The sequence below is a fragment of the Pseudomonas kurunegalensis genome (genome assembly GCF_030291635.1).
GTDB lineage: Bacteria > Pseudomonadota > Gammaproteobacteria > Pseudomonadales > Pseudomonadaceae > Aquipseudomonas > Aquipseudomonas monteilii.
Window position 1 is genome coordinate 3,816,278 of record NZ_CP127871.1, and the last position, 24,748, is coordinate 3,841,025.

Consider the following 24,748-nt stretch of genomic DNA (forward strand, 5'->3'; position numbering starts at 1 on the left):
CATGAAAACACGTGTAGCTGCTCTTTTGCTAATGCTCAGCGCCTGCTGGGAAGGCGCGACCGCCGCGGAATCGTCGGATAAACTGCTGATACAGGGCGGGTATGTCATGACTATGGACCCACTCGTCGGTGACCTTGAGAGAAGTGATGTGCTGGTTGAGGGCGGCCGGATCGTTGCAGTGGGTCGTGATCTACCGCCGGGCAATGCCAGAATTGTCGATGCTCGCGGCCAAATAGTGCTGCCGGGGTTCGTCGACGCTCACTCTCACCTTTACGTAACCACGATGCGTGGCCAATTTCGTAATCAAGATGGGCAATTCTTCCCCGTTAGTTCCCGGCTGGCTGCACAGATGACTCCAGCCGACACCTACACCGCGATGTACTTGGGTGCCGTGGAGCTACTAACTGGTGGAGTAACAACCACTGGCGACTTTTTCGATAACGTGCTCTCCCCTGCACACGGCGAAGAAGGTCTGCGCGCCCTGAACGATGCCGGTATCCGCGCCACGCTTTATTACGGTGGACCGGACAAGACTACCCGTAATCTCATTGATCTCGACCACCTCCAAACGCTAGTGAAGCAGCAAGGCACTGAGCATCGCGTACGCATGGGCTTGGCGTGGCGCTTGCCGCGGAACCGCGACGACGTCAAAAACTGGGCTATGCGCCAGCAGGAGTACGACACTGCCCGACGTTTGCAGATTCCTATCCAAGTGCATGTCAGTGGCGAAGCGCACCCAATGTTCGATGCGCTGATCAAACGAAACTTCCTGTATCCAGGACTTACGGTTGTTCATGCCACAGACGCGCAACCGGAACAGTTACGAGCGCTGGATAAATCTGGCGGCAGCTTGGTGCTGACGCCACTCAGCGAGCAACGGGTTGGCTACGGTCTGACCCGACTTGATCACTTCGATGGGGTGTCGCGGCTGGGTTTGGGCATCGATGGCAACGCGCTGGCTGGCAGTGCCGACATGTTCGCGAACATGCGTCTGGCAGCGCTAACCTGGAGCGGCGGTTCCCGCGACGAGAAAGGTCCCGCCCCACGTTCCCTTCTGAGGCTAGCTACCCTTGGTGGAGCTGAAGCGCTGGGCCTGGCAGACGAGGTCGGTAGCATAAGAAAAGGTAAACGTGCCGATCTGCAAATCATTGCGCGTGATGCGATCAACCTGGCCGGATTCGGCGGGGGCGACCCGTCAGCTCTACTGGTCTATTCGGCTCGACCGGACAACGTCCGCACAGTGATTGTGGATGGGCGCGTTCTCAAGCGAGATGGTCAGCTTCAGCGAGTCGATTTACCGGACCTGCTGCATCGCGCCGAGGCGTCCGCAACTCAACTGAGGCATCGGGCCAATAACCCGTAAAAGACCTAGGCTTGGGAAGGCCCCGCAGAATTCCTGGTCCTCTCGCACTTCAAACCACTGAAGTTTGCCAAGCTACCCTCCCAATCAGTTGTGCTAGTGATGGTTCTTTGTTCCAGCAGCTGGACGTCTCCGGGCTGACTTTGTTGAGTCAACTCTCAGAGCCCATGGGCTGAAGGTTGGCTGGCTGAGCACAAAGCCTGGCGATCCAAGCACAGTCGTGCGCTGGGAGAAAGGGGAAAATCATAGTTTGGCCTGCTAAAACCGTGAGGCCTCATGAGGAGACAGAATTGAGCACATCATCCAAAAACGTTCGGCTGATTTTTCCACAGTGGCAGGGCGGAGCACGGGCCCCGTACTACTTCGGCTCGCAGCTGCTCAATTGGCTTGCCCCTGAGACCGCGGGCACCGTGAAGACTATTCACGTTCCAGAGCCCGTGGAGGAAGCTCTCACTGTCGAAGATGGCATCACTGCTCGGGCTCAACTGCTGAGGCAGTCCGATGAAGCAGCCGCCATATTGAACTCCGAAGCCCCCGACAGTGTTGTCGTTTTTGGCGGGGACTGCCTAGTCGATCTGGCACCATTCGCCTATCTCAGTGAGAAATATGGTGACGATTTCGCGATCCTATGGGTTGACGCACACCCCGACATCATGACGCCGAAGCAATATACCAACGCGCATGCCATGGTACTCGGCAATCTATTGGGTCAAGGCGATGACGAATTCAGAAGTCGGGTCAAAGTCCCGGTGAAACCGACGCATGTGATGTATGCCGGGTTGGAGAAACCTTCCGAATACGAGGCATCGTTCATCGAAAAATTCGGGCTGCGTCATGCTTCAGGTGACGAACTGGCTGAGAACAGCAATCCTGTTTTGGACTGGATCGAGTCAATCGGCGCAAAGCATATTGCAGTGCATTTCGATCTCGATGTGCTTGACCCAACCAAATTCCACTCTCTGTACTTCCACACACCAGATGTGCCAAGTGACACCTACGAAGGGATTGCAAAAGGCAAAATGTCGATCCCGCAAATTATTCGCTTATTGCAAGATGTCAACAAGAAAGCCGATATCGTGGGCCTAGGCATCGCTGAATACTTTCCGTGGGATGTGATCGCGATCAAAGATATGCTAGGCCAATTACCACTTCTCAAGAAATAATCATAAAGCCCCGGTTACCCGGGGCTTTTTTCAATCCCCTTTCTTCCCGGGAAGCAGCATATCTCGATGTTGGCGAGGCGAAAGACCAAAAGAAGCCTTAAACGCACGACTGAAATGAGAAAAATTTCTAAACCCCATTTCGATAGCAACGTCACCAATATTTTTATCCGGATGGGCAAGCAATTCACGCTGACTCTCTAATAGCCGTTGCTCCCACAACCATTTGGATGCAGTGGTTCCTTCACGAGCAAACATTCTGTTGAGAGTTCTCGCAGAAACATAATTATCGCTTGCAACTGAGTCCATGCAAAGCATGGGGTTACGCAAATTCTCAATCAAATAGCTCTTTACCCGCTCCATTTTTCGAACCTGCCATGGTGCAGCTCGATTCAGCTCACCGACCTCAGACTCGAAACCTGCCGAAACGACATCCAACAAAGACCCACTTAGCTTCGTCTCGACCGCCACGCCCAAGCCATCAGACACCCACATTTCCCTTATCATCGAATTAACGATTTTGCCTAAGGTGCTATTTCCGTCCAGTGTTCGACTAGAGAAACTCAGCGCATTGGGGACATGTTCAATCATCAGCTCATGTGGAACGGTTATAACGATCTGATCGTCCCCCTCTGGAAACGAGCAAGAGAAGGTTTCACCACCGCCATAGAAAACAATATCTCCAGGCCGCTGTAAAGACTTTCGTCCATTCTGAACAACATGAGCTTGGCGGCACATCGTCAGACTAAGATAAAAGCTATCGGCATCAGAGGCTCTACCTGGGCTCGTATAGGAGATCGGGTTTGATCGGATGTGACTAAGGCTCGTATCGCCAAATTCTCTCAGCGAAAGGTTTCCATCAACTGCCGCACCGTCCAATAAGGCCACATCAGTTGAATTATAATTTTGGCAGATAAGACTTTGCCAAGCCTGGACATCGACGCACTCAAAATTGCTGACAGCTTTGTTAGGGATCATGTTCACCACCAACTCTATCTGGATTTGATACCAACCGTAATCCGCTGAAGCCGCTGCGTAACGAAAGAACACACAGCACCTTTCAGTGACTATCGTGACAGAAAATCTCCCGAGGGATTGAGGATTTCTACGACCGCCTGTCAAGGTGACCAAGCGCCCGCGCAAGACGCTCTATTTCGGGCCCCCAGCTGGATCAAGACCATTCTGCGATGCCCTGTAACGGTGCACGGAGCTTCATAGGCACCCTTCACAGGTTAGCGATATCTTCGTTTAGGGCGCAACGTTTCCCATATATTTTTCCGATCTGGCCATTTTTACACCTCTGCGCCAACCCTTGCAGGCAAACAGTCAGATGGCCAGCGTTATGCAGAGTAAACTGGGTCCATTTGGTAAAGCCCACAGGAAATCGCCATGAACTTCTCGGATATTCAAGACTACGTAGATCTGAATCACGTACTCAGGTCTGGAATGGTCACATTCCCAGGAACAAGTGTATTGGACATCACCGATCATGAGCCACGGTATGAAAATGGTTCACTAGTCGACTCACTGCACGTTCTCGGCATCACTTCGACCTACATTGACTCTCCCTACCATGTCAAAGATGGTGCTCCGAAAATCTCAGATTACTCCCTAAAAGCACTAGTAAACCTGCCGATTGTCGTAATCAAAAAACCCGAAGATCGCAGAATGTTTTTAATTGAGGACATGGGCGACATCAGTGTTGAAGGCAAAGCGGTGCTCTTCTACACTAAGCAAGATCGCTTCTTCGGCCTTCCGGAATACAATGAAAACGCGCCATTTATCTCTACGCCACTTGCTGAGTGGTTAGTAGAACATAAAGCAGCACTTGTCGGCATCGATTCCATATTAGTAGACGATCTTGATAACTGCGCCACCACGGTCCCAGTGCATAACCTCCTGTTAAACAATGGAGTGGTTATCGCTGAAAATATGACCAATCTGTCCGCCGTTGTGAGCCGCGTAGCGTTACTTACCGCCGTACCTCCACGAGTAGAAATGAGCAGCTTCCCCGTCAGAATTTTCGCAACCATCTTCTGATACGGTCGAAAAAATTGAAGTTTGGCGCTCTAGAATTTAGCAAGAGCGCCTTACAGATTAAGATTAGCCCGTATCCTCAAATACCACTATAAATTGGGTGCGTCATGAGCATAGAAGTCTCGGCTTCGTATCGCAAAAAAATTACAATTCCAGTGTGCGTGATCATTGGCTATCTATCGATCGCAGTGTTCATGACCGGCGATGGTTTCGAACAAGCGTTTCTTTCCCACCTCATCGTCGAAATTGGTTTCACAAAGACACAAGCGTCCTTTGTGTTTACGGTTTACGGTCTAATCGCCGGGTTAGCTGGATGCTGCGCTGGGATACTTGCCGAGATCTATGGCCCCAAAAAAATAATGTTAATCGGAGCCATTATCTGGCTTATATTTCACAGCCTTTTCCTCAAGTATGGAGTGGAGGAAAAATCCTACTCAGCGCTATTGGCATTCTACTCCATACGTGCTATTGGATACCCCTTCTTTGTCTATTCCTTTGTAGTTCTAATCTCGCGGGTTGTTCCGCCCAATAGACTTGCCTCGGCCATGGGCTGGTTTTGGACAGTATTTGTATTTGGTCTCGGTACCGCGGGAAGCTATATCCCTAGCATGACAATTCCGGCTGTGGGAAAAGTACAGACACTTTGGCTGGCCATGATATTTATCGCTGCGGGAGCACTAATAGGTTACGCAGCTCTTTCACGCCATCCGGCTAGCGGTCCAGGTGACTCAGGCGCCGCGACAGGAAAGAATAAGTTGAAGCAGTTGACGCGCGGCGTGGAGCTTGCACTTGAAAATAGAGCCCTACTCTGTTCCGCAATCATGATGACTATCGCACCCATTGCCATCTTCGGTTTTGCGGTCATCATGCCGTTTTTCTTCATCGACACCCTGGGCTTTACGGCTTCGGAGTGGCTGCGGATTTGGGGGACGATGCTGTTCGTGAATATGATCATGAACACCGTCACTGGCATCATTGCTGATCGAGTTGGATGGATGCGTATCATCCGCTGGCAGGGCTGCATCGGACTTTCGCTGACGACCCTCCTCTTCTATTACCTACCGGCATACTTCGGAAAGGACATGACGGTTGCGCTGATCATAGCGGCGTTCCATGGAGCATGTCTCACCGGCCTGATTCCGATTTCGGCCGTATTTTCAACCCTCGCGCCGGATGAGAAAGGTGCTGCAATTTCGCTTCACAATTTGTCCATGGGTCTCGGGACATTTGTCGGGCCTGCGATTGCTACCCTCCTCTTGTCAGTAGGGGGTACGGCCGCCGTTGTCTGGGTTTATGCAGGTCTCTACTTATCGGCGATCCTGCTCACCAAGTTCATACCGATTAAACATGAAGAACAAGCCTCTGCTCACGCGGCGAGCCTACCAATAGGAACCATTGAACGGGCCTAATAGGACAAGGGGAGTTAGACGCTCCCCTTTTCTCATCATTGACCGTACCCTAGGTTTAGTGACTGGGCCAACTCGGTACCAAACAAGCTGCCTGGCATGTGCACATGCCTTCTGCCTCTCAAATTATTCCCCTTGATCTCTCAAAAGATTTCCACTGAAAGCGTTATCACCCCCAGAAAAATTTAGCGTCACTCAATAAAATTAGCAAATGGGCTTTTACCATTAGCGCCAAATTTATCCTGAACTGCCATCTTGATTACACACTATTTTCCAGACAATGCAGCTGTGCAAAACTGCTTTTGTCGAAGTTTAATAGCAGTAAGCACTGATGATTAAGCTCCCACACCAAAAATCACAAGAACACATCCCAGTTAAGAATTGCTGCCTATAACAAAAACTCAGGAAGGCCCATGGATTCTGCAAGCAAAAAATTCAAATACCATTCTCTCTTCAAATTCTGTGCGTGCATTTCGGCGTGTTTAGCTTTAAATGCTCAAGCAAGCGATCCCAAAGGTGGCTCATCACAGTGGATGCTGGGTGACTGGAACGGCAAGCGAACCGAACTGCTGGAGCAAGGGGTAGATGTCATCGCGAACTACGCGCATGAAATGGCGTACAACGCAAAAGGAGGTTACAGCTCCGATAAAACTGTAAAGTATGCAAACAACATTGAGTTAGGAACCCAGCTAGACCTTGAGAAGCTAATGGGTATGAATGACGCAAGTTTTCGTTTTGTGGTATCAAACCGCAACGGCTCTGATTTGACTGTCGAGAGATTGGTTGACCCTCGGACTGGCCAAGTCGGCTCCACTACTGAAGTAGCGGGGCGGGGCCAAGTATGGCGACTCTCCCAGCTTTGGTTTGAACAGAGCTATTTCGAGCGCGCACTTGACTGGAAAATTGGCAGGGTATCCCCAAATGAAGACTTCCAAGACTTCCCGTGCACATTTCAAAACCTGTCATTTTGCTCCTCTCAAGCGGGCGTATGGGTTTCGAGAGTCTGGTATGGATATCCAGTTAGCACTTGGGGCACCAGACTTAGGTACCACATGACACCGGAAACATTCTTTCAGGTTGGAGCCTTTTTAAATAACGAGCGATATACTGAAACTGACCAGGGCTTTAATCTCAGCACTAAGGGCTCCAATGGAACAAACGTACCTATTGAATTTGTCTGGAAACCAAAGCACGGCCTGATGGGGCTTCCCGGTGAGTACCGTGTAGGTGCATTCCACATGAACGTTGAAGCTCCCGATATCTCTAAAGATGCAAATGGTCGACCAATGGCCATGAGTGGGCTGAATGCTAAAAATCGAAGTTCGAGGGATGGCGTTTGGTTCATTGGCCGTCAACAGATCGCTTGGTTTGATGATGTTTCTTCAAGGCCATTGGAAGTTTTTGCCCAAGCTCATTTGTACGACCGCGATACGAGTTTTGTTGATCGATTCTATAGCGCAGGCATTATTGCAACTGGGATCTGGAGTAGCAGACCAACAGATCAAATTGGGTTTGCTATCTCTAATACGCATATTAATGATAGGCTACGAGATCACCAAAAAATGCTTAATGAGCAGCGCGGGGTTACTGATTATAATGACCCTAGTTTCACGCCTGTTCAAAGATCTCAATGGGATGCTGAAATTTTTTATGGCGTGAAACCGACCAAATGGCTCACTCTGCGCCCCAACATTCAATATGTCCGCCATCCTGGGGCGGTCAACGAAGTCGATGACGCTCTGGTGGTGGGTTTGAAAATCCTCACCAATTTCTAAGCAAAGCCTCTCACGACTGCCCTGCTCGATGCGGGCAGTCACTACGCAAGTCGCTCCCTGGCCATCTTGCTCTGGAGTGGGTCCAGCGCCGCTGGGAGATTGGAAATCTCCGAAACGGCACGTGCTCTTATCACGCATAAGAAAACGGCGCATGAAAGCGCCGTTATCTGTATACCCTGATGAACTCCGGGATATTCCTGCCGTTGAGGTTCCTGCTAATTGGGACTAAAACTGGAAAAATCATGCCGAAGTAGCTTCGCTAAGCAGCTACGGTTTGATCCGTAAAACGATTGAATACCTCATGCCAAGCTCAAAACTTAGAACACTGCGATGATCTTCAATCCGGTGACCACTGCATCTTCCACTTCCCGCACTGCACCTGGGTTGTGTAAATACTGAATATTAGGACGAAGCGTAAGCCAGTTGGTTGCCTTCATACCGTAGTAAAGTTCCGCCATGTATTCGGAACTCTGCTCTGGAGTGAAATTCGGGTCATCATAATTTGTAGCGCCTGCTAAGCCATTCAGCAGCCGTTGATTGTCACGAATCTTTTCATTCACATGAGCCTTGCCAACGGCAAATGCTACCTGATCCCCAGGACGAGCCGCAAATGGACCAGTGACCACGATGCCTGCACTGTAGAAGCGATCCACAAAACTGGTATGACGATCGTTCGCATGAGCTTGAGCGAAAACTTCCACGGAGCGATTGGCGTTTCCATCGAACTGAGCAACCTGCTGCCTTGCCATAGCCCACACACCACTTCTACGGTCACGATTTTTCGCCTCAGCCCCTGTCAACGCCTTAGGCTGACCGTTTACATCCTCAAACTTGTCATCGGCATTGATGTTCATCCGATAGGCCCCCACTCGATACTCACCGGGCAAATCGAATAGCGCCTTGGATGGCGTCCAAAGAAGCTCAACCGGCAGAATTACGCCGTTTGCACCGCTAGTGCTTAACTTAAATCCATTATTATTTTGTCTCAGTGTACGATTGTGTTCATAAACGCCAGCTTGGAAAAATAGCTCAGGGGCTACTGCGACTTTGAAGCGAGTCCCCCATTGACCTATAGGATACGCGTACCAGTCATCCCCAACCCACATGCCAGCTTGTGCTCCACAGAATGCCACGTTCTGAAAGTCACACGGGAAGCTCTGAAAATCGTCGCTCGGGGACATGCGTCCCACCTTCAAGTCAAGCTTGTTGTCGAGCCATGACTGTTGATAGAACATTTGATTAAGACGCCAAACCTGCCCGCGACCGTAAACCTCCATCGTAGACGTTACTGGCCCAGACCTAGGATCAGTGAGTCGTTCGCCGGTAAGGTTGTCACCATTCCGATTACTGATCATCACTTGAAAACGAGCATTGGGAATACTCAAGATCTTTTGCAGATCCATTGCCACCCCGAAAGCGAATTGATCGACATAGGCCAATTTGCCGTTCTTGTCATAGCCACCATGGGCGTTGAATGCTAACTCGCTTATATAGGAAGCATCTATGGTATAGCCTTTTTCCTGGAGGTCTGAACGCGCCCCGCCCCAATCACCTAACATCCAAGGAGACTGGCTTTCAAAGGCCCCATCGGCTGTCGCGCTTTCTATTAACCCCAGATTTGCTGACAGAAAAACACCGCAGAGCAACAACTCTTTGCGCGACTTCGCGATTCGCATCTTATATTCTCCGGATGTAACTATTCGCGCGACAGTTTCTCGCGAACTATTTTTATTTTTGTTAAAAGGCAGCCATTTTGCACGGCCACCCACACCATCCCAAAGAAGGGCATGCAGGAGGAAATCTACATAGCTCATAGACTTCTAGCTTGGATGTATACGCCATCTTGTTGATTGGCTATGCCAGGACGCTGAAAAACACTTAACTTTCCGTCCACCCACAAAAAAGGCCTTAACTTAGCAAGGCCTTTCTGACGCTCTGGTTATGAAACTTGATTTTATTTCTTATCGGGAGGCGTCCCATTAAGCATCAGTTCACGCATACCTGGTCGCAGTTGGCTGATAGCACCAAAGGACGCAATAAGGTCAGTAACGTATGGTGTCCGAATACCATGTTCAGTGATGACGCCGCCGGCTCGCATGATGTAACGGCGATGACGGCGATAAGCGTGCAGGCTGCGAATGTGGTCCAAGGCCTCCTCACCGACTGTCCACTGGCTGAAGCCGCGAGATAGCTCAATAGGACTGCGGGCCACAATCTCGATGACCGCATCCAGCGCCTCGCCACGGACAGCTGTGTGCCGCATATTGGGTGGCAAAGGACCTTCATCCATTTCGTGGTCATATTCGGGGAAGGTGTGAAGGCGGACCCGAGCAAAGCTGTCGATTCCCACTGCTCGATTAGCCTGATCGGTCACCCAAGCTGTGGCACGTTCCCGATCGGCATCGTCTTTGAATTGGAATGCCAGAATGTACGAGTGACCTTGGTCGTGTTCATCCAGGTCATCCCGCAAGGTGCGAGATGCCTCACGATTGGTATAGAACAGGCCAGCCCAGAGAGCGACCTGCGCATCATCATGGGTATAACCACCAGGCGCGTCGCTGACAACGAAGGCTCGCTCAGCTGCCTCGTCGTTCAGATAGCTGAGTTCTGCAAAGCCCTCGACCTGATATTCGACCGGGGCCACCTGCTCGATTCCCTTCGGCAGAGGCCAAAATGGGATACGGGCGGTTTCCACGTGGTGCAAGACGTAGCTCCACACATCTGGAATTCTGGCCATCACAGGAGCATGGACGTTGGACCAGTAGGAATAGAAGTCCTCTTTGGATACACCTTCACGATGCTGCAAGGTGATGACCAAGGTGATTTGTGCTTCGTTCTCATGGCTACGCATGGGAGCCCCTTCTAGATAGGCTGTTAATTGCGACGATTGACCGCCTGGCGGTTTGTTGCGGACAGGATCGCTACCGAAGCGCATTTTAGGCAGCAGGACGACCAGGCGACTCGCCTGTCAGTGCCAAACCATGGCATGGTTGCGCCAGAGCACCCGCGACATTCGGATACTGATGCCAGCAGTGCCGGAATGGAGTCAGGGGAAAGCCGGAAATGCCAGGCCTCCCCGCTGTGCGGTGGATTGACGCACGGAAGGTAAATTGATTAACTTATTAACAAAAATAAGCACAAGAAAGCGGACTTACTGCCATGGCGACTACCTTCAGCACAAACGGCATAGATGACCACCACCGCCTCGCGTATTGGCACGAGGTCATCTGTAAGACCTATCTCACCGTCAAATGCAGGCCCCAGGCGGATGAGCCCTTACAGGGGGCCCTCAGCGTTCTTCACTTAGGGTCGATTGAGCTGAGTGAGTCACTTTCACCTCCTATGATCTACGAGCGCGGCGCCAGCGAAATCAGCCGCGACGACGATGACCACTTCCAATTTTGCTTGTGGAATACCGGCAGCGGCATCGTTCAGCAAGGTGGCAGGGAGATCATTCTGAGGCCTGGCGATCTGGCTTTATACAGCGCTGCAAGCCCGTCGATCGTGAACTGTCCGACCGGCTCAAATACCTTATTGCTGAAGATACCTAAAGCTGCGCTTTCGACACGTACTCAGTGTTTGCAAAGTCATAATTTGCACACCCTGCGCGGTGACACTGCGGCCGGTGCAATGGTCGGCCAAATGATGCGCCAGACCTGGTTGATTCAGGAGGAGAACCCATTGCTGGGTGACCCCCGATTGGGCAGCGCTCTGCTCGACATGATTGGGGCTTCACTTGATGCGGCGTCGGGGATACTGCCTGCCGGGCAAAGACATAATCCATTGGCGCAGATCAAAAGCTATATCCAGAACAACCTGGGCGATCCCGAACTGGATATGGAAGAGGTAGCTAAGAAGCACAGCGTTTCAATTCGGACGCTGCACAGGCTGTTCGCTTCTGAAGGGACAAGCGCTAAGCGCTGGCTCTGGCTCCAGAGGTTGGCTGCCAGTCATAAGGCACTTAGTGACGGTCGGATGAGGCAGGTCAGCGAGGCCGCTCTGACTTACGGTTTTAACGACCTTTCCCATTTCAGTAGACTTTTCAAACAGGTTTACGGCATATCACCTAGCGAACTGCTGCGGCACTAAGCATTTAAAAGCCCTCCACCGACAATGGTAATGCCGATGGAGGGCACGTATGGCTGCGTATCTGCTTACCCAAGGAATGGGTAGTCTGTATATCCTTCGGCCCCTACCCCATAAATTTCTCGCTCCTGGAGCGCATTCAGGGACGAGCCACTACGGATTCGCTCAACCAAGTCCGGATTGGCGATGAAGTAGCGGCCGAACGCTACCAGGGGAACAGTGTCTTCCTCGATCAGTTGTTGCGCGCTTTCGACGGTCAGCCCCCCGTTTGCAATTGAGACCCCATGGTAATTGCCCTTCAGGATTTCAAGAACCTTCAGAAGGTCAGGTTGACCAAACCATCCGTTGGTGTCAGCGATATGGACGAAGGCGACGCCCTTGGCTTCAAACAGACGAGCCAGATGGGTGTACATCTCAACAACCTGGTCATCGAGAGCGTTGTTATACGCCGCATACGGTGAAATTCGCACCCCAACCCGAGTGAGCGGTAAAACCTCTCCTACCGCGTCAATAATTTCCTCAAGGAATCGCGCACGCTTCTCAACAGAGCCGCCGTATTCGTCATCCCGGCGGTTTACATGAGCAGATAGGAATTGGTGTGGGAGATAGCCACTAGCGGCGTGAATTTCGACGCCGTCAAACCCTGCCTCGACGGCATTACGAGCTGCCTGCTGGTACTCCTGAATAGTGGCTTTAATTTCGTCGGTCGTCATTGCTCGCGATGGCGTGGCCGTGACTCGAACGTAATTGCCACTCTCCAGTCGCCCCCAAACGTTAAGGCCATCAAGATCGTCGTTGACCGCGGAAGGCGAGATTGGGTCATTCCAGTTCAGCAGCCCCATGGCCCCGATTCGGCCGCCATGCCACAGCTGGGCGACAATTTTCCCACCCGCTGCATGTACGCGACTGGTTACCTCTCTCCAACCTTGAACTTGGGCATTGGTGTAGAGGCCCGGGGCCTGATCGAATGGCCTGGAGTTGGGACTGACATTCGTGGCCTCAGAAATCAGCAAGCCGGCACTCGCACGCTGAGCGTAGTAGTCAGCCATCAGTGGTGTTGGCACATCTCCCTTTCCGGCTCTCGCACGGGTGAGGGGCGACATGACGATACGGTTTTGCAGCGTCAGGTCGCCCAGCTGAAAACTATCGAACAATTTAGACATACAGGCATCCTGGTGTATTGGTGAACGAAGTAATTGGAATTCAAGGCGACCGTTAGAACTCGCTGTCGAGCTGCGCATCCAGGCGATCAATCAGCCAAATGCCATCATGCTTGCTGAATTCAACATGGTAGGTACCCGTCGCCATGATCTGCGGGCGCGCGGGAGACTGGATGACATACAGGGTTAGATAAACTTTCAGTGTCGCTTGAGTCTCGGTGAGAGACACGATAAGAGGAGTGGACAGGGTGTGCCGGCGCTGATCCGTCTGGCCGCTCCGAAGGGCCGAGAGATTCGAGGCGATGGCTTCACGACCAGTCCACGGTCCCCAGCTTTGTGATGAGCCAGTGATCACCCCACCAGACACGGCGTCCTTGCTCAGTGCGGAGCCCAGGAGTGCGGGGTCATTTGCGTCATACCCCCATGCGTAACGACCCAACAAATCGGTAAGAATCTGGAGGTCATTCAGTTGATTAGTAGCGATATTCATGTCGGTACCCTTCAGAAAGGCGCTCATCAGTGACCGCGCTCGTACGGCCCGGTGGCTCTCGCGTATGCCGGAATTGCGAGCGGGATTTCAGTTCCAGTAGTTCGAGCAACATCCAGTAGCCAGAACGGATTGCGCAGCAGCTCACGGCCCATGTACACCAGATCTGCTTGTTCAAAGTGAAGAATCGATTCGACCAACTCGCTGGAGGTGATTGAGCCGTTGCAGCCCACTGGTAGTCCCACTTGTTTTTTGACTTGCTCGGCGTACCCCACTTGGTAGCCAGGCACGATTTCGCCATCAAATGTTGGGGTCAGGCCTCCTGCGGAAATACTCAAGAAATCTACTCCGAGAGCTTTGAGCTGCTCGCAAAGCTCAACTGTGAACTCGATGGTATTGCCACCAGGCCCGGCTTTATCTTCGGCGGACAAGCGCACCATTAGGGGCTTTTCAGCAGGCCATATGTCCCGTACCTGACGAACAATTTCGAGTAGCGGTCGTGACCGATTTTCATCACTACCACCGTACTGATCGATTCGATGGTTGCTGAGTGGCGACAAGAACTCGTGTAGCAGATAGCCATGGGCAGCATGGATTTCAAGGCAGTCAAAATCCGCCATGCTTGCGCGCTCAGCCGCCTGAGCGTACCAACCGATAATCTGCTGAACCGCCTCGGTCGTTAAGGCTTCGGGTTGCGGATATTTTTCGCTGTGAGCCAGCGCAGATGGAGCAAAAATCTTTCCGTTCGTACTGGACTTTCGACCGGCATGAGCAAGCTGCAAACAGCTGGCTGCCCCACAGGTGCGAATCAGCTGAGCCAGTTTTCTCAGTCCTGGAATCTGATCGTCGGACCATAGCCCCAGGTCTGTATGGCTGATGCGACCAGCAGGGTGCACCGCGACCACCTCAGTCGTAATCAGCCCCACGCCTCCCAGTGCCCTGGCTGCATAGTGCGCTTCGTGCAGCGCGTTGACCTTGCCGTCCTCTTGGCCGCTGTACATGAGCATCGGGGCCATAACGATACGATTTTTCAGGGTTACTTCGCGTAACTTGAGTGGCTGGAAGATCCCGCTCATATTCATCTCTCAGACGTTGTGTTAGCACCACAACGGCCCAGTCATATGACAGGGTTGTTCATTAGGGCCGTTACAAGAAGGATTGAGGGTAAGCGCAGCATTTACTGCTGCGCTTGGTCAGCCGGGCCAACCTTTAAGCTGCCAGTGCCAGAGGTGGGTTCAATGGATCGCACTAGCGCTCGGTTTTGCGCCAACGATCCCCAGTGCATGCTTGCGCTTACTGTCGTACAACCAAAGCAACGCGAAGATCACTACAAGCGCACAGGGAAGCAATGTGGCGGTCTGGAAAACTGTCGTGGTTGCGGACACAAGTACTTGGTCCAGTTCCGCACTGCCCTCTTTAAGCGCCGCAAATGCTGCTTCGCCCCCTGCACTAGCAATCTTTGAATGATCGAATAATTTTCCGAATAGAGGCATCAAAACATAGCTAGAGGACATACCAGCCGAAGCCGTAAGACCGATTGCCAAAGCTCCGCCTCCAGGTAGGCGCTCAGAAGTGGTTGCCAACATTGTTGGCCACATGACGCTGGTTCCGACTCCAAACAGGAGAGCTGCAAAGATACCTGCGACTGGACTCGCTGCTTGGCTCAGTAGGTAAAGACCTGCCATGGAGAACAGGGCCCCGAAGAAAAGGATCCCACTGGAACCAAGGCGTGCGTGAAGCACGCCCACTGCCAAGCGCACCACCACGTGGACGCTGTAGATGAATGCCACCAGCCAGAATCCTTCTATACCTACAATCTTCGTCAGAGTGAGATCAATCCAGCTAGAGGGAACCACCTCTGTTGCCGCCGAAATGAACATCACGCAGATGATCAGATAGAACACCGCCCGGCCGAAAGTTTGTTGGAACATACCTTTAAGCGATACGCCTTGAGCCACACGCTCACTGGGCGGGTACTTGACGCCAATTATAAGTAGGAAAGCCAGCGCTGCGGGTATGCACACCAGAGCTAGCTGAATTCGCCAGCCTAGCTCAAGATGTTCAACCATTACACACGCCGGAGCCCCAAGGAGCATGCCAAGAGCGAATGCCGCATGGAACAAGTTCAGCTTAGCCACCTTGCGGGTCGGATAAATCGAAACAACAAGAGGGTTAAGAGCCGCCTCGATTGAGCCCCAAGCAAGGCCCTGCATCAAAGAGCCGGCCCACAGAAGCATGAAGGCATTGTCCGCATCGGGCCGAGCACATATGACTGTCGCAGTACCAGCCACGTGCAGCAGCAAGCTGAGAACATGGACACGACGCAAACCGAGCACATCCACCAGACCGGACATCACCATGTTGGCGATTGCGAACCCGAGAAACAGCACCCCGAGGACCTCTCCGATCATGGCCCCGGAAGTCAGCGTATTGGTGGCGTCAAAGAAATCATGTTTTATGGTGTTGGCAGCATTGAGCCGAAGCAGCAACTCAAAGCCCATGCAAAACTGAGTGACGAAAGCTGCGATAAATATTCGCGTCACGGGGATACCTTTGAGGTAGTCCGGTACGCTGCTTTGAGAGAGTTTATCCATGGTGCCATGTCTCCTTCGCCACCGTTGGACAGTGGCGAATGTGCAGGTTTGTTATTGTTGTTTGTGCAAGGTTGAAACGGTAGAGCTAACGCCAAAAAACTAAGGAGACTTTCAGGCAGCCCCGACCAGTCCCGCTCTGGGCCGCTCCATGGTCCCGACTCCTCCAGTCTTTTCTTGCCGACTGATGAATTCCACCGCACGCTCCGCGATCATCGAAGTCGGAGCGGTAGTGTTGCCCCGAACCAGTTCAGGCATCACTGAAGCATCTGCTACGCGCAACCCATCCACACCACGCACGCGCAGTTCGAGGTCCACAACTGAAGTTGCGTCGACCCCCATTGCACAAGTGCCGGCTGGATGGAATGCGTTCTGCACATGCTCCCTAACATATTGTTCGAGCGCAGCATCGTCATCGCTCACGTTCGCGCCGGGCATCAATTCGCTGTCCATGAAGCGCGCCATGGCTGGTGCTTTAAGAATCTGTCGAGCCAGGCGTACGCCTCGAATGAGGTTTTGTACATCCCGGGAATCACTGAGGTAACGCGCATCCAAAATCGGCGCATCGCTCGGATTGGCGCTACGCAGCCGCACCGTACCGCGAGAATGACTTGTAAGGCAGCAAGGAGCCACGGAGTAGCCATGCTCTGGGACGCTGACGTCAACTGTGCCTTCAAGCTTGCCCCAACTGGTGGATGCCATCGCCAGCGTATGGATCTGAATTTCGGGACGTCCATCATTATCGAGGTCGAAAAAGCCCCCGCTCTCTACCAGGTTCGAACTCAGCAATCCACTGCGCCGAAGAACCCACTCCATTCCGTGTCGGATTGCTTTAAGCCCTTTATCCTGGCCCAGGAGGCTTATGGGATCTTTCAGCTTGCCATCGACCGGCACAACCAGGTGATCCTGGTAGTTCTCGCCAACACCTGGTAAGTCGCTCACGACATCAATGCCAAGCTCACGCAGGTGTTCAGCCGGGCCGATGCCTGAAAGCATGAGCAGCTTGGGAGAAATCAACGCACCGGCGCACACGATGACTTCCTTTCGAGCGCGGATCTCGAATTCCTTACCTGCCTCATCCAGTAGCACAACACCTACGGCTCGCTTGTTCTCGATCAACACGCGGGCGACGCGACTCCGCGTACGCACTTGGAGATTGGGCCGGTTCATAGCCGGACGCAGGTAGCCACGGGCAGTACTACACCGCTCACCTTTCTTGCTCGTGGTCTGGTAGTAACCAACACCGTCCTGAAACGCCCCGTTGAAGTCATCGTTGTAGCGAATGGAAATACCATTCTCCCGCCCAGCCTCCTGAGCAGCATGAACAAAGGCTTCGCTCAACACATGGCGATAGCTGTTATCCGAAACCATCAAGGGACCATCGTTGCCGTGCAACCCCCCGCTAAAGCGTTGGTTGTTTTCAGCTTTTTTGAAGTAAGGAAGCACATCAGCGTAGGACCAGCCCTCGCACCCCTGACTCGCCCACCCATCGTAGTCTTCGCGCTGGCCGCGGATGTACACCATTCCGTTGATTGAATGGCCACCACCAAGAGTTCGAGCCTGCATGACCGGTATTGTCCGGTTGTTGGTGTGTGAGTCAGGTTCAGTGTGATAGGTGACTGTGCGCTCTGTGTGCATGGTGCGGAAATAGCCGCCATTCATACGGATAAATAAGCTTTTATCGTGCGTACCAGCTTCCAGCAAAAGAACCTGCCTGGAAGCGTCCTCACTCAGGCGGGAAGCGACCACACATCCGGCGGCACCACCGCCCACTACGATGTAATCGAAGGCATCAGTATTCATGACTTACCTGCTCATTGTAATTTTTATGACTGTATGGCGGTCATGCTACGTCTCGGTCCGCAGCCGGGCTTGGATGGCTGCGCCAACCATTGAGTTGCTGGTGCCAGAATCCGCTCTAGCCTCAGGAAACTGATACCACTGATCCGCTTCCCCTGCCGCGCTTCAACCCCCGCCGAACGGGGACTCCCTAGAGTTCAGCCTCATAATTGCTCCGATTATTAGCAGTTAACATAACAATGAGTTCTCGATTCACGAACTTCTGCCGACCCCTTACCACTCCTAACATCGGGTAGGGCCTGATGGCGAAAACCGCTTGGTAGACGCTTATTTAGGCTTTCACCCATCGAAAAGGAGTTATCAATGACCGATTTGACGGCACGTACTGCTGGTACGTTTTCTATCGGAGGGGAGATTGAGGTAGCCCGTCTAGGCTTTGGCGCCCTGCGAGTTACCGGCGATGGCGGTTGGGGCGAACCTGCTGATCGAGAGGAGGCCCTGCGTACTCTGAAACGAGTACCAGAGCTTGGTATCACCCTCATCGACACGGCGGATTCCTATGGCCCTGATGTGTCCGAACAGCTCATTCAACAGGCTCTTCACCCTTACGAAAAAAACATCGTTGTTACAACGAAAGCAGGTGTTTTGCGTCCAGGCAAAGATGCGTGGGTTCCTCTCGGGAACCCCGAGTATCTGATCCAGCAAGCTTACAAAAGCCTGCGTAACCTGGGCCTGGAACAGATAGATCTGTGGCAGCTACACCGAATTGATCCGAGAGTACCGGCAGACGAGCAATACGATGCGATCAAGACACTCATCGATCTCGGAGTTGTCCGGCATGCTGGCCTCAGTGAAGCCGGCGTAGCTGACATCGAAACTGCCTCTAAATACTTCAAGGTAGCCACCGTTCAGAACATCTATAACCTGGCAGACAGAACCTACGAGGATGTACTGGATTATTGCGCTGCCCGACAGATCGGATTCCTTCCTTGGCATCCTTTGGCAGACGGTGCCCTGGCGAAGCCAGGCTCGCTGCTCAGTGACATCGCCGACAAGTATCAAGCAACCACCGGCCAGATCGCGCTGGCCTGGCTTCTGAAGCGAAGCCCAGTGATCATCCCAATTCCGGGCACATCGAAAATCAAACATCTGGAGCAAAATGTCGCCGCGGTGAACATCCAACTTTCCGATGAAGATTTCCGCCAGCTGGACGAGGGTGGTCGCCAGGCATTCGCTGCAAAATCCTAATAAAAATTGGCTCGACTGAGGGTGGATCAACCACCCTCTTCTTCAGCTAGCGGGAGCCTTTAGCCATTTGCGAGAAAACACCATCCCGTAAGACCCAGGCGTGGAATAGCGCAGCTGAGAGATGCCCAATCACGAGTGCAAATAACGTCCATGCCATCACACCGTGCACATCACGTAGCCACGCATACCATTGTGGATCGGCCGGTACTATGCCAGGCAAATTCCAGCCCTGGACCATCGTCACTGGATATCCACCCGCTGAAACCACACCCCAACCAATAAGCGGCAGGAGTATCAGTAAAACGTACAGCAGGAGATGCGAAGCCTTAGCGGCAATTTTTTGCCAAGCTGGAAGCCTCGCCGGTAATGAAGGCGATCTGGAAACCAGGCGGTTGATTAGGCGCACCACAGCTAAGAGCAGGATCGCAATGCCTAGTGGCCGATGCAGCTCGATCAGCGACAGTCTGTGCTGAAAGGAACTGACCATGCCAACTCCAACGAATAGCATCACTAGCACTAGGATGGCCATGAGCCAATGCAGCACCCGAGCGAGCCCGTTAAAGGACGACGGAGAAGACTGTTCAACAGACTGACTCATTGCACCACCTCCTTGCCTATGGCGTCGGTTGCCCGCCCATAACCGATATCGCGCTCTCGCAGGTTGAAGGAGTGTGAGTAAGCCGCAGATCGCGCTGAGAGGATAGGATCATTTGAGACCTCAATCCCCGTTGGCACTATCGTGGGGTCATAATTGATATCGCGGCATGCGCCTTGACTCTGATCGGACACTTCAGTCACTTCGAGTGTACCCGCCACCAGAAGCTTGCGGTCCTCTGGCCAGGGCTTGGAGGGATCGTCCACAAGGTCATTAGCAGCTGCTACCTGAATGACCAAATCCCAGTAAAGATGCTTTTGCCCGAGGCGGCGCTTAAGATCCTCAAACAGGTAATTTTCTCCAACCTTGCTACGTTGATCATCCGCCAATTCAACGAAAGATTCGTGAGGGCGCATTGCCCAGCGCACGGCGGTGTGACGGCCTTCGTTTGATACCAGATAGAAGGAATTCACCCCGTTGAACTCTGCCCCTGCAAAGCTACCTGGCGTTGGCGCTTCGTCAGCCAGCTTCAAAAACGGCTTTGTTTCAGGATGCTCATCAAGGAACTCAGCTACGCGCTTGTCGTTAGGCTTACCGGTCGCGGGATCCGGAGAAAACGCAGCCTGCATATCCAAGAATCCTTGCGAGGTCTTCGTCGCAAAGAATGGCTGATTGTTCATTGCCAGGCGCCACTGTTGATGATCATCGGTCGCCATCAGCAGCGCCATACTGACGGTTTTGGTCGATAAATCAGACGCAAACGGACTCCCGGTGCCAATGGAAAAGCGTCCAATTACCGGGACCTCAGGCTGGCTAAACGCCCGCGCTGAAGAAAGAACCCTGGCTTCGCCGCTTGGACGAAACGTGGCGACAAAACACATTCCCTTCCCATGGGCCCGGCGAAAGCCCGGTGGGAAATCTGTCGAGGTGTTGACGAAAGACTTGCTAGTCGGCCCGCTGCCGATCAAGCCGGCACTCCAGGCGAAAGCGAATGCAAGCGCACCGGCAACGGCTGCTATAGCTGGGATTGCCCAGCGAAAAGGAGGCGGATTCGGAAGTTCGCGCATCAGTAAAGTTCCTGGTAAAGGTTGAACAGCGCCTTTGCACCGCCCAACCTAGACATTTCAAAGCGCCAGAATTATTGAACCCACGGCCTGTCGAGAAACGAGCCGCAGATAGCCGTCCTCGTAGTTATCAAGCGTGTAGCGGCTGTCAATTTGGGGACGTATTTTGCCCGCAGCAGCAAGCTTGACGAGTTGACCCAAAGGCTCAATAACGTCCTCGTCTCGCTCAGCGTGCAAGGCATAGCCAATGATTTTTTTCTCGCCAGCAATCAGGTCGTAGGCAGGGAAGCTCGGGGACATCCCTCCCGCAAATCCGAGTGATACGACGGTGCCACGGAAAGCTACTGACTCCACCAGCTTGCCAAGTACATCTCCGCCAACCGGGTCGAAAGCGAAATCAGCGCCCCTGCCTTCAGTCAAAACGCGGACAGCGTTCGCAACATCAGGCTCAGCTGAGAGATCTATTACCTCGTTTGCACCTGCTGCCTTGGCACCATCAACCTTGGCCGCGGTCGTAACCAACGCAATGCTGCGCAACCCGAGTGCGGCCGCGACCTGGACGACTGCGTTGCCTACAGAACCTGTAGCTCCAGCGACAAGGATGGTTTGGCCCGAATGGACCTGAACGGAATGGGTCAAAGCGCGCCAAGCGGTGAGGAAGTTGACACTGAGAGTTGCCCCCACCTCTACATCCAGCGTCTGTGGCAACTCGAATAGGCGATGGTTTTCTACCACTACCCATTCCTGAAACAACCCATCTTCTTTAATGCCCAATCGATTTCCGCCATAAATCCCGACGCGCGTTCCGGGCTCGAAGCGAGTACTTTGCTCAATGGTGCCGGCACCCTCGTTTCCAAGCACGAGCGGTGTGATCGACCCTGGAACGTCTCCTTCGCGGATGTAGCGGGACAGTTGATTGATGGTGGCAGCCTGCATGCGAACCAGACTGAACCCATCCCTAATCACTGGCTTCAACCGATCTTCAACAACGCTTACTGGTGGTTTGCCGAAGGCCTGAGTCACGATTGCTTTCATGATTTCTCCAAGCGAAATGGTGCCCCGCCGCGTGCGGTAGCTAGTTTGGTTGGTGGGGTTAATTGTTGCTCGACAGGCGAGATCCAGGCGGGAACCCACGCCGTTTGGCTGACCACACGATTAAGATAGCGAGGATCAGAAGACCAATTAGCACCCATGGGAAGAAGCTCAGACCGCCACCGTTGAGCAGTAAACCGCCCAAGATGCCTCCCCCGGCGATTGCGCCATTCCAACCCACCACGTTAATCGCAATGGCTACGTCTGCACCCTTGCCTGCGGTGTCCGCCAATGCAGTTTGGACCAACGTGCCTGCACCACCGAAGCTAAGCCCCCAAATGGCTACGGCTACGAGGACCATCGCTGCGGATGTAGGCCACAAGGCAAATAGGAGGCTCGCTACAACGAAGGCAACTAGACTCGTCAGCACGGCCCCACGCAGGTAGCGATCTACGACTCTGCCTGTGATCCAGATGCTAACCAGAGCGCTTACACCAAAGACAAAAAGAACCAGATCAACCCGCTCTGTTAAGCCGGCAGGATCCACGAACGGCGCTACGTAGGTGTAGAGCATGTTGTGAGCTAGCATCCAGATCATCACGACCAGCAACACTGGCCGCACGCCTGGAGTCAACATCACTCGCTTCAACTGCATCCGCTCACCTTTAGCCTGCCCCGGGAAGTCAGGTACTTTCATCACAACCCAGCAGATCAAAACTATCGTCATCAGCGACATGATGCCGAATGCCGATCGCCAGCCCACGAGAGAACCTAGCCAGGTGCCCAGCGGCAAGCCGAGCGACAACGCTATTGGCGTACCCACCAATGAAACTGCGATAGCCCTACCCTGCTGGTGGGGAGCAACCATCCTTCGCGCGTACCCTGCCAGCAAACTCCAAGCGAGGCCTGCCGCCATCCCGGCGAAAAAACGAGCGCCCAACGTTAACCAGTAGTTCTGTGAAACGGCAGTAATAGTGTTGAAAACAAGGAAGCCACCTATCGCCATTAACAGCACTCGACGGCGTCGCCACCCTTGAGTGGCAATTGTGAGGGGAATAGCGGCGAGGAGAGAACCTATCGCGTAGGCGGTAATGGTCTGGCCGGCGAGCGACTGGGAGATGCTTAAGCCATGAGACATTTGCACCAGCAGCCCTGCTGGCAGGGTCTCCGTCAGAATGGCGATGAACCCCGTCATCGCTAATGCTAGAAGCCCCGCCATCGGCAGTGACTCTTCTGCCGAGTGGCCATGGGCGGTTGTCGTCGTTTGCATATTTACCTCAGGATTTGTTGCTTCGTGGAGCAAGACAACTGGATTAACGCTTGCTACCGATCAGTGGCAACTGAGCCAGCATGTTTTTCAACGCGAGAGCGTCCCACGGCAAATGCTCGGCAATGCCTAGGCCCACAACGTCAACCACCTGAGCGACATCACGAAGCAGTCGGACCACCTCGGCGATTTTCATCTTGCCCTGTGCGATGCCGTCAAAGGTCCCTGCCGGGGCATGGGGATCTGCGAACAACAGGGCACGAAACTCATTTGGGTCCAACACGTCTAGGTCGAAATGAATCGCCAGATGTTTGGCATTGATACTCGCCAGCCAATCCAGTACAGGTTTGCTAGTTTGGGCTAATGCTGCCGGCCCGAAGCTTTGAAGCCCGTGGTGCTGAATGAACTCATTTTCCACCGCTAGGGTTTCCTGGAGGCCCGCGTAGAGCAAGCGCTCAGGTTTGATAGGTGCTTTGACCAGGCGGGTGAAATCCTCATCCCCATGACCTAACAGATTTCCCATGACCATGGCATGAGCATGCTTGAAGTCCTTCGGAGTCATCACGTCTGGATGGGCATCTACCCACAAAACCGCTAGATCACTACCGTAGCGTTCATTGAGGTAAGCGAAGGGAGCGAGGTCGACCAAGCAATCACCGCCTAACACAACTATCCGGTCAGGTTGGTGTTTTTCGATGAGGGCTCGGGCGCTGATTTGCTGATCCAGCAACACTTGCCGACCAACGATGCCATCCTCTGTTGCTAGCGGCTTGCCGTCGGGCTCAGGCACTGGGACATGCTCAACGGGACCGCTAGCTTCTGGAGCGAGCCAGGCCAATAGCTGGGCCCCTAAAAAGTAAGGCGGGTTATTACCGCCTTGCCATTGAGGAAATAGCAGCCGAAGGGTCGTGCTTGAGGTTGTGCTCATTTTTTGATTCCTCCAGGTGGTTACCAGTCACTTAACGGTGGAATGTCACGCTTTCAGAGAGAGGTGCCCTGCCGAAACGGACCTGAGCTGATTTCGCTTGCTCGTTGGCATGACCGAAGGAGATGCCATGTACCAACCGCAGATCACTCGGGATGCCCAGCTCTTCGCGAATGGTGGAAGGGAAATTCGAGAGCATGCCTTGAGCAATCCCCCCTAATCCGCGCGAAACCAGTGAAAGCAGGAACGTCTGTGTGTACATCCCGACGTCAGCGGAATTTTGAACGTCCCCGTTGACTACATTCGGGATAAAGATCAGCGCTACGTGAGGAGCATTGAAGAATTCGAGATTGCGCCGGACCTCTTCCGTCCGAGCAGCAGTATCACTGCGAGCGATTTTTAACGCCTCGTAGTATTTAGCTGCTTGGGCATCGCGACGCTCGGCGTATACGCCGGGATAATTGGCAATGTCATAGCCAAAATCATGAGTGTCACCACCTTCATCGAAGGCGCGCATCAGGGCTGCACTCAACCGATCTTTGGCGTCGCCTGAAACCACGTGCACCACCCAAGGCTGAGTGTTGCAGCTGGATGGCGATTGTTGTGCGTCAAGCAAGATCTGTTCGATCTGCTCATCAGATAGCGGATCAGCGTGGAAGTCTCGCACCGAACGCCGTTGCGCCACGATCTCTTGGAAATTCAAACTCATGGAGCCTCTCAGGAAATATTCTGCCAACACGAGGTGGTGCGAGCTG

Annotated in this window: 21 protein-coding genes; 7 read left to right on the forward strand and 14 right to left on the reverse strand. The window is 53.1% G+C overall.

Translation table 11 applies throughout. The annotated features are described in order from the left end of the window. The first annotated feature begins 1 nt into the window (after position 1). Positions 2-1,363 carry an amidohydrolase family protein gene (locus QQ992_RS17295; RefSeq protein WP_286110450.1) on the forward strand — a complete coding sequence of 454 codons (1,362 nt, stop codon included), beginning with the start codon at positions 2-4 and terminating at the stop codon, positions 1,361-1,363. A 287-nt stretch (positions 1,364-1,650) separates the two neighbouring features. Beyond that, positions 1,651-2,523 carry an arginase family protein gene (locus tag QQ992_RS17300; RefSeq protein ID WP_286110451.1) on the forward strand — a complete coding sequence of 291 codons (873 nt, stop codon included), beginning with the start codon at positions 1,651-1,653 and terminating at the stop codon, positions 2,521-2,523. Between the two features lie 30 nt (positions 2,524-2,553). On the opposite strand, the gene QQ992_RS17305 is transcribed toward QQ992_RS17300, so the two are convergent. Then, positions 2,554-3,570 (reverse strand): helix-turn-helix domain-containing protein, encoded by a 1,017-nt coding sequence (locus QQ992_RS17305; RefSeq protein ID WP_286110452.1) that lies wholly within the window; start codon positions 3,568-3,570, stop codon positions 2,554-2,556. Positions 3,571-3,909: 339 nt separating this feature from the next. Here QQ992_RS17305 and QQ992_RS17310 point away from each other — a divergent pair, with 339 nt between their 5' ends. The 3 genes from QQ992_RS17310 to QQ992_RS17320 all read left to right on the forward strand — a co-directional run bounded on the left by QQ992_RS17310 (position 3,910) and on the right by QQ992_RS17320 (position 7,738). Next, positions 3,910-4,560, forward strand: coding sequence for a cyclase family protein (locus QQ992_RS17310; RefSeq protein WP_286110453.1), 651 nt, complete (start codon positions 3,910-3,912; stop codon positions 4,558-4,560). A 104-nt stretch (positions 4,561-4,664) separates the two neighbouring features. Then, positions 4,665-5,966 (forward strand): MFS transporter, encoded by a 1,302-nt coding sequence (locus tag QQ992_RS17315; protein WP_286110454.1) that lies wholly within the window; start codon positions 4,665-4,667, stop codon positions 5,964-5,966. 410 nt (positions 5,967-6,376) lie between these two features. Then, positions 6,377-7,738: a carbohydrate porin gene (locus QQ992_RS17320; RefSeq protein ID WP_286110455.1), complete on the forward strand. Its 1,362-nt coding sequence runs from the start codon at positions 6,377-6,379 to the stop codon at positions 7,736-7,738. Between the two features lie 317 nt (positions 7,739-8,055). Here the strand turns inward: QQ992_RS17320 and QQ992_RS17325 are convergent, their stop codons facing one another. Then, on the reverse strand, positions 8,056-9,552 hold the full coding sequence (locus tag QQ992_RS17325; RefSeq protein ID WP_286110456.1) for a carbohydrate porin: 1,497 nt from the start codon (positions 9,550-9,552) through the stop codon (positions 8,056-8,058). A 140-nt stretch (positions 9,553-9,692) separates the two neighbouring features. Beyond that, positions 9,693-10,589, reverse strand: coding sequence for an EthD domain-containing protein (locus QQ992_RS17330; protein ID WP_286110457.1), 897 nt, complete (start codon positions 10,587-10,589; stop codon positions 9,693-9,695). Positions 10,590-10,897: 308 nt separating this feature from the next. Between QQ992_RS17330 and QQ992_RS17335 the strand changes: the two genes are divergently transcribed. Then, positions 10,898-11,827, forward strand: coding sequence for a helix-turn-helix domain-containing protein (locus QQ992_RS17335; RefSeq protein WP_286110458.1), 930 nt, complete (start codon positions 10,898-10,900; stop codon positions 11,825-11,827). 65 nt (positions 11,828-11,892) lie between these two features. On the opposite strand, the gene QQ992_RS17340 is transcribed toward QQ992_RS17335, so the two are convergent. The 5 genes from QQ992_RS17340 to QQ992_RS17360 form a co-directional block, all read right to left on the reverse strand. Continuing rightward, entirely contained in the window at positions 11,893-12,987 is a 1,095-nt protein-coding gene (locus QQ992_RS17340; protein WP_286110459.1) for an alkene reductase, read from the reverse strand. Positions 12,988-13,039: 52 nt separating this feature from the next. Beyond that, positions 13,040-13,501, reverse strand: a complete 462-nt coding sequence (locus tag QQ992_RS17345; protein ID WP_286110460.1) for a nuclear transport factor 2 family protein — start codon at positions 13,499-13,501, stop codon at positions 13,040-13,042. Further along, a complete protein-coding gene (locus QQ992_RS17350; RefSeq protein WP_286110461.1) occupies positions 13,501-14,547 on the reverse strand; it encodes an NADH:flavin oxidoreductase/NADH oxidase in 1,047 nt (348 codons plus the stop codon). The genes QQ992_RS17345 and QQ992_RS17350 overlap by 1 nt, the downstream gene beginning before the upstream one ends. Before the next feature lie 159 nt (positions 14,548-14,706). Continuing rightward, the gene (locus tag QQ992_RS17355) at positions 14,707-16,065 is read right to left on the reverse strand and encodes an MFS transporter (RefSeq protein ID WP_286110462.1); all 1,359 of its coding nucleotides are present in this window, start codon (positions 16,063-16,065) and stop codon (positions 14,707-14,709) included. Between the two features lie 111 nt (positions 16,066-16,176). Then, positions 16,177-17,865, reverse strand: a complete 1,689-nt coding sequence (locus QQ992_RS17360; protein ID WP_286110463.1) for a GMC family oxidoreductase — start codon at positions 17,863-17,865, stop codon at positions 16,177-16,179. A gap of 360 nt (positions 17,866-18,225) precedes the next feature. On the opposite strand from QQ992_RS17360, the gene QQ992_RS17365 reads away from it, so the two are divergent. Beyond that, a complete protein-coding gene (locus tag QQ992_RS17365; RefSeq protein WP_286110464.1) occupies positions 18,226-19,110 on the forward strand; it encodes an aldo/keto reductase in 885 nt (294 codons plus the stop codon). 46 nt (positions 19,111-19,156) lie between these two features. On the opposite strand, the gene QQ992_RS17370 is transcribed toward QQ992_RS17365, so the two are convergent. Genes QQ992_RS17370 through QQ992_RS17395 form a run of 6 tightly spaced genes read right to left on the reverse strand, consistent with a single transcriptional unit; the run spans position 19,157 to position 24,702 of the window. After that, positions 19,157-19,708: a cytochrome b gene (locus QQ992_RS17370; RefSeq protein WP_286110465.1), complete on the reverse strand. Its 552-nt coding sequence runs from the start codon at positions 19,706-19,708 to the stop codon at positions 19,157-19,159. Beyond that, positions 19,705-20,772 (reverse strand): catalase family peroxidase, encoded by a 1,068-nt coding sequence (locus QQ992_RS17375; RefSeq protein ID WP_286110466.1) that lies wholly within the window; start codon positions 20,770-20,772, stop codon positions 19,705-19,707. Before QQ992_RS17375 ends, QQ992_RS17370 begins: the two co-directional genes overlap by 4 nt. Before the next feature lie 57 nt (positions 20,773-20,829). Then, a complete protein-coding gene (locus QQ992_RS17380; RefSeq protein ID WP_286110467.1) occupies positions 20,830-21,804 on the reverse strand; it encodes a quinone oxidoreductase family protein in 975 nt (324 codons plus the stop codon). A 58-nt stretch (positions 21,805-21,862) separates the two neighbouring features. Next, complete coding sequence (locus tag QQ992_RS17385) at positions 21,863-23,071, reverse strand: MFS transporter (RefSeq protein ID WP_286110468.1); 1,209 nt, start codon at positions 23,069-23,071, stop codon at positions 21,863-21,865. A 43-nt stretch (positions 23,072-23,114) separates the two neighbouring features. Further along, positions 23,115-23,996, reverse strand: coding sequence for an arginase family protein (locus tag QQ992_RS17390; RefSeq protein WP_286110469.1), 882 nt, complete (start codon positions 23,994-23,996; stop codon positions 23,115-23,117). A 31-nt stretch (positions 23,997-24,027) separates the two neighbouring features. After that, positions 24,028-24,702, reverse strand: coding sequence for a nitroreductase (locus QQ992_RS17395; RefSeq protein WP_286110470.1), 675 nt, complete (start codon positions 24,700-24,702; stop codon positions 24,028-24,030). Between the last annotated feature and the right edge of the window lie 46 nt (positions 24,703-24,748).

Bases quoted from the DNA above. Each gene is read 5' to 3' on its own strand.
- QQ992_RS17295 (WP_286110450.1), top strand. From the start codon at position 2: ATGAAAACACGTGTAGCTGCTCTTTTGCTAATGCTCAGCGCCTGCTGG.
- QQ992_RS17310 (WP_286110453.1), top strand. From the start codon at position 3,910: ATGAACTTCTCGGATATTCAAGACTACGTAGATCTGAATCACGTACTC.
- QQ992_RS17315 (WP_286110454.1), top strand. From the start codon at position 4,665: ATGAGCATAGAAGTCTCGGCTTCGTATCGCAAAAAAATTACAATTCCA.
- QQ992_RS17320 (WP_286110455.1), top strand. From the start codon at position 6,377: ATGGATTCTGCAAGCAAAAAATTCAAATACCATTCTCTCTTCAAATTC.
- QQ992_RS17325 (WP_286110456.1), bottom strand. From the start codon at position 9,552: ATGAGCTATGTAGATTTCCTCCTGCATGCCCTTCTTTGGGATGGTGTG.
- QQ992_RS17330 (WP_286110457.1), bottom strand. From the start codon at position 10,589: ATGCGTAGCCATGAGAACGAAGCACAAATCACCTTGGTCATCACCTTG.
- QQ992_RS17335 (WP_286110458.1), top strand. From the start codon at position 10,898: ATGGCGACTACCTTCAGCACAAACGGCATAGATGACCACCACCGCCTC.
- QQ992_RS17340 (WP_286110459.1), bottom strand. From the start codon at position 12,987: ATGTCTAAATTGTTCGATAGTTTTCAGCTGGGCGACCTGACGCTGCAA.
- QQ992_RS17345 (WP_286110460.1), bottom strand. From the start codon at position 13,501: ATGAGCGCCTTTCTGAAGGGTACCGACATGAATATCGCTACTAATCAA.
- QQ992_RS17350 (WP_286110461.1), bottom strand. From the start codon at position 14,547: ATGAGCGGGATCTTCCAGCCACTCAAGTTACGCGAAGTAACCCTGAAA.
- QQ992_RS17355 (WP_286110462.1), bottom strand. From the start codon at position 16,065: ATGGATAAACTCTCTCAAAGCAGCGTACCGGACTACCTCAAAGGTATC.
- QQ992_RS17360 (WP_286110463.1), bottom strand. From the start codon at position 17,865: ATGAATACTGATGCCTTCGATTACATCGTAGTGGGCGGTGGTGCCGCC.
- QQ992_RS17365 (WP_286110464.1), top strand. From the start codon at position 18,226: ATGACCGATTTGACGGCACGTACTGCTGGTACGTTTTCTATCGGAGGG.
- QQ992_RS17370 (WP_286110465.1), bottom strand. From the start codon at position 19,708: ATGAGTCAGTCTGTTGAACAGTCTTCTCCGTCGTCCTTTAACGGGCTC.
- QQ992_RS17375 (WP_286110466.1), bottom strand. From the start codon at position 20,772: ATGCGCGAACTTCCGAATCCGCCTCCTTTTCGCTGGGCAATCCCAGCT.
- QQ992_RS17380 (WP_286110467.1), bottom strand. From the start codon at position 21,804: ATGAAAGCAATCGTGACTCAGGCCTTCGGCAAACCACCAGTAAGCGTT.
- QQ992_RS17385 (WP_286110468.1), bottom strand. From the start codon at position 23,071: ATGCAAACGACGACAACCGCCCATGGCCACTCGGCAGAAGAGTCACTG.
- QQ992_RS17390 (WP_286110469.1), bottom strand. From the start codon at position 23,996: ATGAGCACAACCTCAAGCACGACCCTTCGGCTGCTATTTCCTCAATGG.
- QQ992_RS17395 (WP_286110470.1), bottom strand. From the start codon at position 24,702: ATGAGTTTGAATTTCCAAGAGATCGTGGCGCAACGGCGTTCGGTGCGA.